16 protein-coding genes and 1 pseudogene are annotated in these 16,187 nt (G+C 42.2%); all 17 read right to left on the bottom strand.

What is annotated here, in order from left to right:
- Positions 1 to 305 (bottom strand): annotated as a pseudogene (locus E7204_RS08935) (sugar-binding protein); the annotation flags it as partial.
- 869 nt (positions 306 to 1,174) lie between these two features.
- Positions 1,175 to 1,624, bottom strand: coding sequence for an NAD(P)H-dependent oxidoreductase (locus tag E7204_RS08940; protein ID WP_295183796.1), 450 nt, complete (start codon positions 1,622 to 1,624; stop codon positions 1,175 to 1,177).
- A 356-nt stretch (positions 1,625 to 1,980) separates the two neighbouring features.
- A complete protein-coding gene (locus E7204_RS08945; RefSeq protein WP_021841503.1) occupies positions 1,981 to 2,265 on the bottom strand; it encodes a PepSY domain-containing protein in 285 nt (94 codons plus the stop codon).
- A gap of 338 nt (positions 2,266 to 2,603) precedes the next feature.
- Positions 2,604 to 4,856, bottom strand: a complete 2,253-nt coding sequence (locus E7204_RS08950) for an autotransporter outer membrane beta-barrel domain-containing protein (protein WP_295183799.1) — start codon at positions 4,854 to 4,856, stop codon at positions 2,604 to 2,606.
- Between the two features lie 84 nt (positions 4,857 to 4,940).
- Positions 4,941 to 5,690: a hypothetical protein gene (locus E7204_RS08955; protein WP_295183802.1), complete on the bottom strand. Its 750-nt coding sequence runs from the start codon at positions 5,688 to 5,690 to the stop codon at positions 4,941 to 4,943.
- A gap of 324 nt (positions 5,691 to 6,014) precedes the next feature.
- Positions 6,015 to 6,641 (bottom strand): uracil phosphoribosyltransferase, encoded by a 627-nt coding sequence (gene upp / locus E7204_RS08960; protein WP_021841502.1) that lies wholly within the window; start codon positions 6,639 to 6,641, stop codon positions 6,015 to 6,017.
- Between the two features lie 77 nt (positions 6,642 to 6,718).
- A complete protein-coding gene (glyA, locus tag E7204_RS08965) occupies positions 6,719 to 7,960 on the bottom strand; it encodes a serine hydroxymethyltransferase (RefSeq protein WP_295183806.1) in 1,242 nt (413 codons plus the stop codon).
- 68 nt (positions 7,961 to 8,028) lie between these two features.
- Positions 8,029 to 8,466, bottom strand: a complete 438-nt coding sequence (gene rpiB / locus E7204_RS08970; protein ID WP_127058272.1) for a ribose 5-phosphate isomerase B — start codon at positions 8,464 to 8,466, stop codon at positions 8,029 to 8,031.
- 199 nt (positions 8,467 to 8,665) lie between these two features.
- The gene (locus E7204_RS08975) at positions 8,666 to 9,103 is read right to left on the bottom strand and encodes a low molecular weight protein arginine phosphatase (protein WP_021841499.1); all 438 of its coding nucleotides are present in this window, start codon (positions 9,101 to 9,103) and stop codon (positions 8,666 to 8,668) included.
- A 74-nt stretch (positions 9,104 to 9,177) separates the two neighbouring features.
- Positions 9,178 to 10,263 (bottom strand): L-threonylcarbamoyladenylate synthase, encoded by a 1,086-nt coding sequence (locus tag E7204_RS08980; protein ID WP_295183811.1) that lies wholly within the window; start codon positions 10,261 to 10,263, stop codon positions 9,178 to 9,180.
- On the bottom strand, positions 10,247 to 11,140 hold the full coding sequence (gene prmC / locus E7204_RS08985) for a peptide chain release factor N(5)-glutamine methyltransferase (protein ID WP_295183814.1): 894 nt from the start codon (positions 11,138 to 11,140) through the stop codon (positions 10,247 to 10,249). The genes E7204_RS08980 and prmC overlap by 17 nt, the downstream gene beginning before the upstream one ends.
- Complete coding sequence (gene prfA / locus E7204_RS08990; protein ID WP_295183817.1) at positions 11,133 to 12,218, bottom strand: peptide chain release factor 1; 1,086 nt, start codon at positions 12,216 to 12,218, stop codon at positions 11,133 to 11,135. Before prfA ends, prmC begins: the two co-directional genes overlap by 8 nt.
- An 80-nt stretch (positions 12,219 to 12,298) precedes the next feature.
- Entirely contained in the window at positions 12,299 to 13,186 is an 888-nt protein-coding gene (locus E7204_RS08995) for a DUF1385 domain-containing protein (RefSeq protein ID WP_295183819.1), read from the bottom strand.
- A gap of 75 nt (positions 13,187 to 13,261) precedes the next feature.
- Positions 13,262 to 13,459 carry a 50S ribosomal protein L31 gene (gene rpmE, locus E7204_RS09000; protein ID WP_021841494.1) on the bottom strand — a complete coding sequence of 66 codons (198 nt, stop codon included), beginning with the start codon at positions 13,457 to 13,459 and terminating at the stop codon, positions 13,262 to 13,264.
- An 88-nt stretch (positions 13,460 to 13,547) separates the two neighbouring features.
- Positions 13,548 to 13,853 (bottom strand): PC4/YdbC family ssDNA-binding protein, encoded by a 306-nt coding sequence (locus E7204_RS09005; RefSeq protein WP_021841493.1) that lies wholly within the window; start codon positions 13,851 to 13,853, stop codon positions 13,548 to 13,550.
- A 50-nt stretch (positions 13,854 to 13,903) separates the two neighbouring features.
- Positions 13,904 to 15,385, bottom strand: coding sequence for a hypothetical protein (locus E7204_RS09010; protein WP_295183825.1), 1,482 nt, complete (start codon positions 15,383 to 15,385; stop codon positions 13,904 to 13,906).
- A 1-nt stretch (position 15,386) separates the two neighbouring features.
- Positions 15,387 to 16,025, bottom strand: coding sequence for an endonuclease III (nth, locus tag E7204_RS09015; RefSeq protein WP_295183827.1), 639 nt, complete (start codon positions 16,023 to 16,025; stop codon positions 15,387 to 15,389).
- Positions 16,026 to 16,187: the final 162 nt, after the last annotated feature.

Raw genomic sequence — 16,187 nt, forward strand, 5'->3', positions numbered from 1 at the left:
TTAAGCTTTGCTTCAAGCTCACTAATTTTATTGAGCTCGTGCATTGATGAGTTTAGTTGCGGCAGCAGTTCTTTGCCTTCCTCAGTTAACACCATCCCCTGTTGGGTAAAACCAATAAGACCATTGTCTTTCATGATTTCAACGTGTGAACGTACTACACGTTCCGATAGTTTACTAAGGTTGGCAAGCATGCGTCGCCCGATAGGTTGTGCATAGGAAATGTGATTCAGCAGTATGTAGCGCTCTTCCACAATTCGCATAAGTTCCGGAGCTATTCGTTGATACACCTCCGATAAATCTTTCATGCTGTACCTCTTTCATCCCGCTGGAGCGAAAATCGTCCCACCGTCGATAAAAAAATATCCTCGCCTATATTCTACCTTATATGGGTGACACGCGCAAGTCATTTTATAAATTATTGAAAAATTCATTTGTGCTGCTGTATGAGATATTCTTTATTAGCTGAATTAGCATTACCCTAAAAGCTACTCATCTCAATCAGTGAGCACACTTTAATACCTTTACTCAGCCGGCTAAAGTTATATTTAATTTATCACATAACTATAAAGACCTGTTCCCCTCTAACGGAGAGCACACCTCTTCGAGCTAAGGCTCTCCTTATAGAGGGAATCAGGTCTCTGGTAATAGCACATCATCTCAATTTAAAAATAATTTTAGCCGGCTAAGCAGCAAATAATCTCAAGCCATGCTCACCTGATTGAGGCAGTAGCTTTTTTATGATGCATATCACCTCAGCAAAAGAATATCTCATACAGCTATAGCGCCAAAGAATTTTTCAGCAATTTATAGCCGGGGTGGAAGAAATGTATTTGAAAATGACTTGCGAGACACACCATAAATGGACGAATAATAGGCGAGGATATGGGGAGAGTGAGAGGAATTGTATTGTTCCAATACAATTCCCTTCCCCTGACGTAGGCGGAAAGAACCCAAAAGTTTTTGCCGCTATTGTTAATTATATTGTGCTCTGATTGAGGAAAAGAGGATATCGTTATTATTGAGATGATAGAAGAACGTGAATAAGAGCGAGTAGTATCTACAAGGTAAGCCTTAGCTTGAAAAGGTGCGCTTGCCGGTAGATACTACTTGCTCTTATCTTAATTTCTATTCAAATTAACGATATCCACTTTTCCAATGGAGAGCTCACAATACATTACAATCTAGCGGCCAACTTCTTGGCTTCTTCCGCCGTAGTCGCCATACCCTCATAATCCAACCCATATAGAGTTGCAAATCTGGAGATGGTAAATTCTCCCTTTTCAAACATCCAAGGTTGTGGACTATGACCTTGGAACAAGAAAAGAAGTTTATGTCCTTTAAAAGATCCCATTGGTACCGGACCATAGAAACGATCTAGCAAATTACGTAACGCACCGGACAGACTATACCAGTACACCGGTGACCCAATAACGATAGTATCAGCCTTTTTCATAGCGTCCACTACTTCATCAAATTGATCGTTATCAAATTCCTGACCATAACTGTAAATTTTGTAATCCACCAAATTCAATGTTTCATAGGTTTTCCCAGCCAATAAAGCATCGGCTAGATGTTTTGTATTCCCGTTTTTATTCGGACTACCGTTAATAAATAAAATACTCACTATTTGTCATCTCCTACTTCTCTAACTTCTCTTGCTAAATAATAGTATTATTGACTATATTTACTTTACACCTTAAAGTTGACTTCAAGTCAATACTCTTTTTCCCTCCTCAGCCAAAAACGCGACTAAGTTGGCCGCTATTGTAATCTGCTGAAATATGACTATTGAAAAACGGATATCATTATTATTGAGATGATAGCAGAACGTGAATAAGGGCGAGTTCTATCTGTAAGGTAAGCCTTAGCACGAAGTGGTGTGCTTGCCGGCAGATAGTACTCGCCCTTATTTTAATTTTCATTCAATTAACGATATCCGCTTTTCAATACGAGCTTCAATCATTACAATTTAGCGGCCAATTAGTCGCGATCTACGTCCCAATCAATTACTTGACCGGTAGCGGCATCAATTTCGAATTCGTATTCAACGCCGTTGTAGAAAATTTTGCCTTCATATACTTTACGGCCATTTTCAATGTCCGGTTTAACTTTATATACATGACTTGCATTTGCGCCCGGCACTTTAGCCAAAGCGATAGCGGTTGCCTGGTCAATTGTAATTTCGGAATTTGCCTGTGCCAAGCCAAAGCTGCCTGCCACCAATAAAGATACGGCTAATACTTTTAAAGATTTGTTTAATTTCATAGTCTACCTCTTTTCAATGTAATTTAAAATTATATTAACAAATGTAAAATCAATCTTAGGTCCGGTTAAAACATAATCCCCTGATGCTTTATTTTAACGTAAAACCTATTCTTCTCATTCCGCTCTATATATCTATTATATTCGATGTGGTTTGTTTTGTCTATTGCGATAAATGAAATACATATATCATTCTTGAAATATAACGCATACAAAAAAAGGACATACAGCAATTATGATGCATGTCCTTCTTTTGAAATTATAGACTCGTTAGTCTTCCAAACTTCTATAAGGATTACTCTCAACAGCCATATTTGAAAAAAATAGTTGGCTTCCCATTACTATATATGACGAGTCAGACTGATATTTCCGTTAAATCCTTTATGACTACCTGCATAAGCATTACCGTTAAGCGAAATATTCCAATCCCCTGAATCCATCAAGAGACCATATTCAAAGCGAACGCTGCCACCGCGGGTAGACGCACTTCTAATATCGGCACCATCAGCAAGCCCATAAACATTACCGCTAAATTCATACTCATAGGCAAGACCTGTGTAATATGTCAAACGATTATCTTTGTGTTGCCAGCGAGTTCCGATGCGGAATATATTACTTTCTAAACTATCAACATCATATTGACCACCTGCGTTGAAGCTATCCCCATTTAGATGTGTATGGAAGAAACGAAGGTATGTATCAAGGCTATTGCCATTCCCTCTGTCAAAAATACGGCCAACACCTACATGGAAAGCATTGTACATGCTATTTGTTTCGTATCGATATACCTGACCATTAACATCGCGGAGAAGATTTTTAACATCGTTCGCGGCGCGGCCGATACGAAGCGAAGCCTCACCATAGGTATCATTGGCACCAATCCGCTTACCAAAAATGCCGGCACCTTTATACTTAATCTTACCATTACCTACGCCGTAATCGTCATACGTGCGATAGTGGCCATTGCCATAATCGTAGAATACACCGTATTCGGCCTGCGTTCCATCATCCTTCGAATATTTCTTGGCTACACCAGCTATACCACGCCAAATGTTCGTTTTAACGTGACTGCCTGTTTCATAACGGTTTTCACCACCGCCAACAGTAGCAAAGGTTTCGACACCGGCTTTGGACTGATCTAAGGTCTTCATCGTATCGAGTATAAGATCATTTGTTTCAAAAATACCTGCCAAGCTCGCTGCCCGGCCAAGGAGAACGTGATGCGTCTGAGCCTGAGCATGCATATCCGCTTGGTAAACTACATTACCATCCTTAACTAGCGCTTGACCGGTACCCTCAATAGTCGTGCCTGAGATAATATTTTGCGTAGTGCCTACAAGATTATCATCGGTTAAACCAACATCGGTACTGTTAGTATTTAATAATGTTCGCTCATTGATGCCACCTCTTAAAGAAGACAGATTATCCATGACAAGATTTGACCAATCCACCGTAGTGGTACTGAGATCATAATTGTTACTACTATCTAAAGAAGATACAGGATCCGTAGAAGCCCAGTCGAGCTTATGATAGGTCAAGCTTGTAGGACTTTCCAAGTGATATGTGAGGTCCTTGGCATCAGCTGAAATGTCGGTAATACCATTTCCGGTCACCGTCACAGTGCCACCGCTCATGGTATAAGTTACACCATTTTCTTTATTGCTCAAGTTTTCCAGACCCGCCACCGAGGTAGCAGCGCTACCGTCTACGAGTGTCCAAGTAACATCCGGCGAAATCAGGACGGATGTGTTATTCGTTACCTCAGGACTAGATATGGTCGTATTCTCATTGAATATATAGCCATACTCTTCTAATTGTATCGTGGCTGTACTCGGACCTGAGGCATCGTAAGTTACATTAGGTACAATCATCGAATCTACCGTAATATCTCCGGTTCGCCAAACAACATTATTGCCATCAATGCCGGCATCACCTTCATAAGAGCCGATTAACGAGGTATCATTTTGCTCTAAAGAATATCCATACGTCAATTTATTGGCTTTTACTTGGTCTTCCGATTCATAAATGCCATTCTCAGCTTGAATAACCGTAATCTTGGCATCTGGTTCTATACCGGCAAAGAAAATATTACTCTTTTCGTCATCAGATAACTCTCTTAAATCAATATCTTCTACTTTTGCATCAAAACCGGCATCAACGCCCGACTTATTATCAATATACTTTGTACCATAATCTTTGCCGGAAGTCAGATACGTTAAGTCAATGATAGTTCCTCGCTCCACTGTATTTCTGGTAAGATTGGTAACATCATAAACGAAATTCCCTTTTTGAAGTTTCAATGCCGGCGTATTCAAATCATTCATCGCCCAAATTTTAACCGAAGTAAATTCCGATATTTCCTTAACTTCATTGTTATTCCAAGGTGTTACCTTACGAGTAAGATTCACATAGTAGTTATCATTAGGAGGAATTAAATCAGGCGCATTCACAGGAAGTACTCCAAATTTTAAAAAACCGGAACCCGGTAATGTCATCGTATCGGAATAAGAGACTTCTTCCCGATACCCTACATTTAAGATATTATCATAATTACGAACCTCTCTATTGGTGTCAGGAATCTCTGCTCCATGCAAGGTAACATCCTGAGATAAATCAGCATCACCCGATAAATTTATCAGATTTCCAACAACATGCCCTCCCCAACTAGCTACATTCGTTTACCCACCATAAATATCAGCATTTTTTAAAACAACCGAATCTTGAATATTAATTACATTGCTGTAAACATTCCCTTGCATAATCGTGCCTTTAGAACCAATCAAGCCTCCATAAATCTGTACCCGAGTATTATCGAGCTCATCCTCACTATCGCTTATACCGGTAATGGTCATCCCGCTTAGATTGAGGACATTATAAAAAGGATAGGCCTTTGCATAACCGGTACGCTCTGTATTCCCGCCGGCAATTACATCGGCTTGAAGTGTGCCCATACTTTGGCCATCATTGCCAATATTAATGACATTATTAACAATAGATTCACTTCGAATAGATGGATCCCCACTCAGGGTAGAACTGCCACCTATTAAGTTATGAATGGTAATCACATCATTCCCGGCAACATTAATGATATTGCCGCCAACACTTTCATACACCAATGTATTATCATTTCGATCATTAGCTCCCATGATGGTATCCCAGCCACCGGCTTTACTGTTTGTAATAGTTGTCACATTACCGTCCTTATCTTTTACTACAGCCGACGAATTATCAATTACCGTAATCTGATTAAAATTGGTAGAACCGGTAATTGCCGTACCATTCAGCGTGCCATTAACCGTCGCCGTATTATCAGCCGCAAAAGCCGTAATACCTCCATTTACCAAGGTTAATGTGATACATAGCGACAACATTTTTCTAGATTTAGATACATACCTATTACTCTTTTTACTACCTAACCGAAACTTCATCAAAATCCCCCTCATTTCGTTAAAATCTCCACCTATTACGAACAACTCACTCAATTTACTCCAGAGTATTTTCATGTTAATTTCATTATACATCTCAAATGCTTAATAATGCAATATTTTTAATAACAAAATATAATCATTATTAAATTAGCACCATTTTAGTAGAGCTAGTTTTTATCTAACTACACAACCAAAATATTTTCAAGCTTTCAGTTTATTATTATTTTTTTCATTTCGTTAAGAAAATTAAGTCTAAGGCAGTTATACACTTCAATAATCGCCTCAAGCCTTTATTAATATCATATATTTTTTAGTATAAAAATCTTATTTAGTACCGAAAATACGGTCCCCTGCATCGCCTAAACCAGGCAAGATATAGCCGTGTTCGTTCAAGTCTTCATCAAGTGCCGCAACATAAATGCGTACATCCGGATGTTCCTTATTAACCGCTTCTACACCTTGCGGAGCTGCTACTAAGCACATAAGCTGAATATCGCGAGCCCCTTTTTCTTTTAAAAGAGTGATGGCTGCCGATGCACTGCCGCCGGTTGCCAACATAGGATCTGTCACGATAATGCGACGTTCGGACAAATCAGACGGCAATTTGCAGTAGTATTCAACCGGTTTTAAGGTTTCAGGATCACGGTATAAACCTACGTGACCTACTTTAGCCATTGGCATTAATTCCAATAGACCATTAACCATGCCGAGACCGGCACGCAAAATAGGGATAATACCTAATTTTTTACCGGCAATTTGTTTACCGATTGCTTTTACCAACGGAGTCTGTACTTCTACATCTTCCAACGGTAAGTCACGAGTAATTTCATACCCCATCAAAAGTGTAATTTCTTCCAATAATTCGCGAAAATCTTTAGAACCTGTTTCAACATTACGGATTAAGGTTACTTTATGTTGAATCAACGGATGAGTCATTACATTAACATTCATAAATACGGTGCCTCCTTAAGTCTTACTATTTTGTGCCTCAATAAGGCATGTTATGAAATCTCTCTCAAGCGGATATATTAAAGATTAGGATACATAGGATATTTTTCACAAAGAGCGGCTACACGTTTAGCTGCTTCTTCATGTTTAGCTTTATCTTCGGAGTTTTTAAGAACTAACGCAATGATGGACGCAATTTCTTCCATATCCGCTTCTTTTAAGCCACGTGTTGTCAAAGCAGGTGTGCCGAGACGGATACCGCTGGTTACGAATGGGCTTTCAGGATCGAACGGAATGGTGTTCTTGTTACAAGTAATACCTACTTCATCGAGTAAGAATTCAGCTACTTTACCGGTCAAACCGCAGCTGCGTACGTCAACGAGCATTACGTGCGTATCGGTACCGCCGGATACGATTTTAAAACCTTCTTTTTGAAGCGCTGCTGCCAACACTTTCGCATTAGTTACAACTTGCTGTGCATATTCTTTGAATTCAGGTTTTAAAGCTTCGCCGAAAGCAACCGCTTTAGCAGCGATAACATGCATCAAAGGACCACCTTGGATGCCAGGGAAAATTGCTTTATCAATCGCTTTAGCATATTGTTCTTTGCAAAGAATCATACCGCCGCGAGGTCCGCGCAAGGTTTTATGCGTAGTTGTAGTTACAACATCGGCATATTCCACTGGATTTGGATGCAAACCGGCTGCTACAAGACCTGCAAAGTGAGCCATATCTACCATAAAAATAGCGCCTACTTCATGAGCGATGTCGGCCATTTTTTTGAAATCAATAATGCGGGAATACGCACTGCCGCCGCCGATAATTAACTTAGGTTTGTTTTCTTCAGCGATTTTGCGCATTTCATCATAATCAATTTCCTGTGTTTCTGCATCAACGCCGTAAGGAATTACATTGAAGTATGTACCCGAAACGTTAACCGGCGAACCGTGAGTCAAATGACCGCCATGGGATAAGTTCATGCCCATGATAGTGTCGCCCGGTTTTAAAAGAGCAAAATAAACACCAAAGTTAGCTTGCGAGCCGGAATGAGGCTGTACATTGACATGTTCAGCACCGAATAATTTCTTAGCTCGTTCAATCGCTAACGTTTCCACCATATCTACATATTCACAGCCACCATAATAGCGCTTACCGGAATAACCTTCCGCATATTTATTGGTCAATACACTGCCCTGTGCTTCCATAACCGCTTCAGATACGAAGTTTTCAGATGCAATCATTTCCAACTTATTGCGTTGACGGTTTAACTCTAAATCAATCATATTTTTTAATTCCGGATCTTGACTCTTAAGAATGCTCATAGCATTACCTCCTACACACTCAAATCATAGTGCCTATGAAATACAAGCTGTCCCCCAAATTATCTGGACTAAGCCTCTAGTTCGGCTATTTTGGCGACGCGTCGTTCATGACGGCCCCCTTCGAATTCGGTAGCTAACCAAATTTTAACAATATCGCTAGCTAACCCGGGTCCGATAACACGTTCGCCCATCGTTAAAATATTGGCGTTATTGTGTTCCCGTGAAGCATGTGCTGAAAATGTATCGTGGCATAAGGCCGCACGAATACCGGCTACTTTGTTGGCTGCAATGCCAATCCCGATACCGGTACCGCAAATTAAAATGCCCCGATCATATTCTCCTGCTGCTACTGCTTTAGCCACAGGTTCGGCAATATCCGGGTAATCCACGGAATCTTCCGAATCGGTACCAAAGTCAGTATAGGCCACATTCAATTCATCAAGCAACGCTTTAATTGTCGCTTTTAAATGAACGCCGCCATGGTCAGCGCCAATGGCTACTTTCATCCTATCCCTCCTAATCGGTATCCATTAAATATAAACATCTCTACCCTATTTTACTATGTCATATAAAATCAAGCAATGACATTTGTTCACAATATAGAGATATTATTAAAATTAACAACCAATCAAGATTTACTTACCTGCTCTATAAAAGGAGCTTACCGTAGAGTCTTAAAATTTATTACTGTTCACTATACTTATCTTAATCCAGCTTTGCCAAGGCTTTTGTCAAAAGTTCTTTGATTTGTGCCGCACAGGCATCATATTCTTCCTGCGTACCGCCAAACGGATCGGCTACGTCTTCATTCGTACCGGCCCATTCACCCAAGGTTACAATTTTATCGCTCATTTCAGGAAATTGTCGCAATAATACTTTTTTATGATCCGCTGCTAAACCGACAACCAAATCAGCCGCATCCAAAAGAGCTTTATTAAGCGGACGCGATAAATGACCGGAAATATCAGCCACATCTTTAACCGCCTCAATAGCTTGCGGCGATACACGCCCACCCGGCGCCGTAAATAAACCGGCCGACAAAGTCACTACATCTTTTTTAGCGTCCTCTGCCATCGCTTTTAGCATACCTTCTGCCATAGGGCTGCGGCAAGTATTGCCGGTGCAAACAAATAATATGTTCATAGTCTTACCTCTTTTCAATATCTATTGTATAGCCTGCCGATGTAAAACCGGCGGCCCCTATTTACAAGTACCCCTTACGGTTTACCCGTTACATGTACGATTTTTTGACTGCTTGCCTTCGCCATGCGGTTCATAATGGCACGACCCAAGCCTTGCATGGGCACGCCGGTAGCAAAAATATGGGTCACGCCGGCCTTATTGAATGCCAATAATGAAGAATACAAATTATGGGCAAGCCCTTTATAATCCGCCGCATTACCATAAATTACATATTCAAAAGACACATCCGATGAAGATAAATAGATGTCAAGGAATTGTGCCACTTCATCACTCATGAGGAACCCGAAACGAAGCGGTTTGTCGTGATGCTCTTGCTTAATCGCTTCCATGGCATCAATCATAGCCTGACTGACGAGGCGCGGTGCCCCCACATAAGTAGTCATATCACCATCCGGGGCATAATGCGTGTATTTCATACCCGGCGCTTTTGGTGCCACATCGGGCGCACTCAAAGCTTCGTCAAAAGTCACCGTACTAACTACCCGTTTTAACATAGCATCGGTAATTCCGCCCGGTCTTAAAATAGTAACCGCATCATCACCGCATTCTACGATGGTGGATTCAACGCCCACATCACAAGGTCCCGCATCGGCAATAGCTTCAATGCGACCTTTCATATCATGCAGTACCGCATCTGCCGTAGTCGGGCTGGGACGACCGGAAATATTGGCACTGGGCGCCGCCACCGGTACGCCGGCGGCTTTTAAAATAGCACGACACACATCATGAGCGGGACAACGAATCGCTACACTATCTAAACCGCCCGTAGCACGCTTAGGTACCTTGTCGGATTTTGGCATAATGATAGTCAAAGGTCCCGGCCAAAAAGCATCCATGAGCTTTTGTGCCGTCGGTGGAATTGAGGCAACCAAGGGTTTTACGGCTTCCTGATCAGGTACATGTAAAATCAAAGGATTATCTGACGGACGTCCTTTAGCCTCATAGATTCGACTCATCGCTGCTTCATCAAGACCGTTAGCACCCAGTCCGTATACAGTTTCCGTAGGGATTGCCACCAATTGACCGTCACGTAAACGTGCGCCCAATTCGGCAATGGCTGCATCATCCAAATGTTTATATACTTTAGTTTCTATGGCCATTATCATCACCTGTTTTCTGCCAACGTAAGGCCCGTACAATACCACCTAAATCTTTTTGTGCCACTACTTCACTGTAAACCCCGATATTTTTGGCAATTTCAGTTACTACCTCAGCTTGATCATACCCAATTTCAACCGCTAAGTAGCCGCCTGCTTTTAAATATTTAGGCGCCTCTGCCAGTAAGCGGCGATAGAAATCCAAGCCGTCGGCACCGCCATCTAAGGCTATTACCGGTTCATTTTGAACTTCCTGTTCCAAGGTCAAAATTTCTTCACTCGGAATATACGGCGGATTGGATACGATTAAATCGAAAGCGTTTTCATAGGCCGTATCCGTTGCCAAGGCACTCAATAAATCGGAATAACATAATTTAGCCCGATCCGCGAGCTCCAACTGCTCCCGATTTTTCACGGCTACTGCCAACGCCTCCTTGCTGATATCAAGACCGAGCCCTGTAGCCTTAGGTAAATAGTGAAGCAAACTGTATAAAATAGTACCGGGTCCGGTGCAAACATCAAGGATATAAGGTGCACTGTCTTTGTCAAAAACGGTCAAAATATCTTCAACCAAAGTTTCCGTATCGGGACGCGGTATTAATACGTCCTTATTCACAATAAACGGCAAACCCATAAACTCTTTTTTACCGATAATGGCAGCTACACTATACCCTTTTGCCCGTTCAAGCACGAGCGGACGATACGCGTCTAGCTCCTGTTTATTCAAAGGTTCATCATAGTGTGTGTATAAGTAAATTCGATCTTTCCCCAATATATGAGAAAGCAGCACTTCCCCATCAAGGCGACTGCCGCCTTTGCCGAGAAAATACTGCTCTGTCCATTGGAGCAAGCGACCGATAGTCCACAGCTCCTTAGGCATTTTGATCGGCCTCCTGCATTTTTGCGGCCTGATCCGCTGCAATCAAAGCTTGAATCAGTTCGTCCAAATCGCCATTAAGCACGGCATCCAATTTATAGAGCGTTAAGTTAATGCGATGATCGGTCACACGACCTTGCGGATAGTTGTAAGTACGAATACGTTCACTGCGATCGCCCGTACCGACCTGACTCTTACGATCGGCTGCCACGCTGGCGGCCGCTTCCTGTTCGGCTTTATCTTGCAATTTAGCACGTAATACGCACATTGCCTTATCTTTATTTTTTAACTGAGACCGTTCATCCTGACACGCAACTACAATGCCCGTCGGTTTATGCGTAATACGCACGGCCGATTCGGTACGGTTAACGTGCTGACCGCCGGCACCGCTGGCACAATAGGTATCGATTTGAAGGTCTTTATCATTAATTTCAATGTCTACATCTTCCGCTTCCGGCAATACGGCTACGGTAACAGTAGAGGTATGAATACGACCGGATGATTCAGTTTCCGGTACACGCTGTACACGATGTACACCGCTTTCAAACTTCAATTTGGAATAAGCGCTGTTACCGTCAACGGAGAACACCACTTCTTTGAAGCCGCCCAATTCCGGTGCGTTCGCATCGATGATTTCACAGCGCCAACCTTGCGCTTCCGCGTATTTAGTGTACATGCGGAATAAATCACCGGCAAATAAAGCCGCTTCATCACCGCCGGCACCACCACGGATTTCCACGATAACGTTCTTTTCATCATTAGGATCTTTTGGCAAAAGCAAAATATGGAGTTGTTCTTCCAACACTTCTTTGCGCTCTTTTAAGTCCTTCAATTCTTCCTGTGCCATTTCGCGGAATTCTTCGTCAAGACTTTTATCTTCTACTACTTCCAAAGCTTCATCAAGGCCGGCGAGAACTTGTTTGTATTCTCTGAAAGTATTAACGGTTTCCGTAAGGGACGCGTGTTGACGTGTTAACTTCTGCCATTCCTGCTGACGGGCAATCACTTCAGGGTCACTGATGCGTTGCTCCAAATCCATAAATTTATCTTCAATAACTTGTAATTTATCTACTAAAACCATGAAACGGGTACCCCTTTCAGACTAATTATTCGACGACTATGCAGCGTTGCCACAGAATTAAAATATCCCGACCGGCACAGCTAAGATTCATAAGCGTCTTCTTCAGCAGGCCGCACCGTTTCCAAGGCACGAATAGCCACTTCAATTTGGTCATCTTCCGGCTCACGGGTCGTCATATACTGAAGCCATAAACCGGGCGTTATTAACGCTTTAACAATTACATTTTCACTGCGTCCGGCAAGGCGAATCATTTCATAGGCTATACCGGCTACGACAGGCATTAAGAGCACACGTGAAATAATGCGTTCCCATAAACTTGGCCAGCCCAAGAAAGCGAATACAAAAATACTTGTTACCATAACAATCAACAAGAAGTTCGTACCGCAACGGGCATGGAGCCGCGAATGGGCACGCACATTGGCTACCGTTAACGGCATATCGCTTTCATAGGTATGAATGGTTTTATGCTCCGCCCCGTGATATTGGAACACACGGCGAATATCTTTGGTCTGCCCGATAGCCCATATATAAAGCAAAAATAAAAGAAGGCGAATCGCCCCTTCTACCAAGTTTAATACAAAGTGATTATCACCTACGCCGGGAATCCATTTAGCCGCGTAAGTGGGTAATGCCAAAAATAAGGCAATCGCCAGCACCGTGGAAAATACCATGGTCACTGCAATTTCTTTATTCGACATGGCTTCCTCTTCCTCACCGGCTGCTTTAGCGGAAAAAGAAAGGGCGCCCATACCGATAACTAAAGACTCATAAAGAGCCACACAACCTCGTAAAAGAGGTTTTTTCAAAATGGGATACTTATCACTGATTGAACTCGTCGGTTTCGTATCCACTACAATTTGGCCACCCGGTTCACGAACCGCTGTGGCTGTATATTTAGGGCCGCGCATCATAACACCTTCGATGACGGCTTGGCCTCCGACAAACTTTTTAACTCGCTTCGTTTCCAATGCGTCTCCTCTCTCAAACAAATATAGGCAGAGCCGAAGCTCTGCCGTATTATTTGTATAGCTAGACTACAGTAATTATTTACCGTAACGCTTGTTGAATTGTTCGATACGACCGCGAGCCTGAGCAGTACGTTGCTGTCCTGTGAAGAACGGATGGCATTTGGAACATACGTCTACGCGAAGATCGCTTTTAACGGAACCTGTTTTAAACGTATTGCCACAACCGCAAGTTACGGTAGCTTCACCATAATTAGGATGAATTCCTTGTTTCATTCTATACACCTCTTTCCACTGTCCAAAACTATGCTTATTGATTATATCATGGACAATCAGTTAATGCAACTCATTAGTTAAATTTTGCTTATTCGTCAGCGGAGTCCTTTTCGGCCGCTTTTTCAGCTGCTTTAGCAGCTTGACGTTCCGCTACGGATTCTTCGTATGCTGCTTCTAAATCCACTTCATTCAATAAATCGCGAAGAGCCACGATTTCTTCGAGCGATAAAGTAATCCCTTTCGTCATACCGTTATATTCACTGTCCCAGGAACGAAGGTCGAATTTAGGATTATAACGCCCCCAACTGGTGCAAGTAAGCTGTTTTTTCCACCCATCTTTATTTTCAGATAAGGTGCCCAATACTTTATAGATTTCAAAATTTACAACTGCCATGTCTTCCCTCCTTATCTAACAATATACTTTATCCCACTTAGACTTTCTTGTCAATCACTCTCAGTTGGATTTGGTACAATTTCTTTGGCAATGGCTTCAATCTCTTGCTGCCAATCGGCATCAGCCTTAGCTAACGCCTCTTTACGAGCCGCCCGGGCTTTTTCAAAACGAGCTGCCAATTCTGCCAACGGTTCTTCTTTAATAATTTGGCGACGCACACTACCCATCAATTGTAATAAGGCTTCCGGCGTCAACACCATTTGAGCGAGCTTGGTTAAAACCTGTTCCCCCTGTAGACTGCGGAAATAGGTATACCAGATATAAGCAGCCTCCGGATTGGTAAACATCCAATACGCTTTTTCATCTTCCGCCACTTTGCTTTGTTCCATAAGTTCCCCATAGGAATCTTCGTCTAAAGTTTCACCCGCTTTGCGACCTTCATAGTCAACCAGTTTTAATTGAACCTCAGTACCCTGACGTTCTAATTCCAGGCGAGTCGCTTCAAACGCATTAAATACTTTTTGTACATATAAAGGTACTTTAGGATCTTTTGAAGTAAAACCGTCTTCCCCCAGTGTCGGTAATTGAGCTTTCATAGCCGGTTCTATACCGCAAAGCGACAAGGCATACTGTACCATGGAGAAAGTATCCATAGAAGCCAATACTTCATGAGGCAAGGCAATAAATGGTGTTGAACGCCAAGTATCACCCATTACTTCACGAATTTCGAGGGCCACTTTTTTAACCGAGCGATTCGTGTACACAAATTCATAGGTCCCCAGCGGAGCCCATTCGCGAATTGCTTCCAAACGGGGTTGCAATAACATGTACTGAACAGCCATGCGATTCATGCCTACTTGGTCCTGAATGGCACTGATAGGAATGAAATAATGGGCTGTACCAAGTTCTGTAATATTGCCTACACGATTGGCCAATTCCTGCATAATTTCAACCGGTGCGCGGAACAAACCGGTAGAGGCCGCTACAATATGGTCAAAAATAACATCTTCCGGCCATTCATCAATAACCGGTGCCAACGGATAGAGTTGTTTAAATAAATTATAGCATGTTTCCGATGACGTATATAATAATAAACGCTCTGACGGAATGGCTTGTAAAATTTCTTCCGCTATGGCTGCATATTCTTCGATATCGGCAAACAAGATAATGCCTTCCGAGTTTTTATGAAACTCGATTACTTCCTGTAAAGGTAAGCGCCATTGTTCGCCTGCTGCAATACCTTCCACATAGCCTGTTTCCGTAATGAAATCCATAACTTCTACAGCAAACGAAGGACCGTATACCGATTCAAAAGCAGCTTGGTCATAAGGGATTTCGCCAAATACGTCTACCGTGCTTTGCTGCGCCAATTCATATAATTTATCGCCCGTAATCCCCCATTGACGTACTTCAGGGCTTCCTTGAAGAATCTGATCCAATACGCGAAAACGCAATAATTCCGTTACGATGGCACTGCCGGTAACACCAATTGCTTTAAATTTCTTTATCATTGATTGCATTGCTTCTTTCATTTTATGCCTCCTTACCGGCTGACGGACAAACGTGAGCTAATGGACACTCACCACATAAAGGCTTTCTGGCCTTACACACTTTACGGCCATGAAAAATAAGCCAATGATGGGCGGCACTCCATTTTTCCATGGGGATCGCTTTTTTAAGTTTTTCTTCCACCGCTTCCGGTGTTTTGCCACGGGCCAAACCTAAGCGGTTCGATACGCGAAAAACATGCGTATCAACGGCAATCGCCGGCGTGTCAAATAACACCGATACTAATACATTAGCCGTCTTGCGGCCAACGCCCGGTAATTCTACCAATTTATCAAACTCATGGGGTACTTCACCGCCATAAGTATGGACCAAAATATCACAAGTTTTTATTAAATTAGCCGCTTTGGCACGATACAATCCACAGTCACGAATCAGAACTTCCAACTTCGCCGTACCCAATGCCAACATATCGGCCGGGTCACTGTACGTAGGAAATAAACGTTTCGTTATGATATTAACCCGTTCATCCGTACATTGTGCGGACAACACAACGGCTACTAATAGTTCAAAAGGACTGTTATAATGCAAGGCGGGCTTTGCATCTTTATAGACGGTTTCCAGAATAGCTATCTGTTCCGCTTTAATCGCTTTCGTTACACGCATATGTCTTCTATGCTCCATAAAACTATATGAGAATACTCATTCAAAATAAATCTGTCATACGACTTCAATTATATCACTACTCATGATGTAACAGCAAACGGCTTGACTGAATATGCTATAATGAATATGAATAGTTCGTATTGAGAATTTTATGAAAATAAA

This window comes from Veillonella sp. (assembly GCF_015058545.1).
In the GTDB taxonomy this organism is placed as follows: domain Bacteria; phylum Bacillota; class Negativicutes; order Veillonellales; family Veillonellaceae; genus Veillonella_A.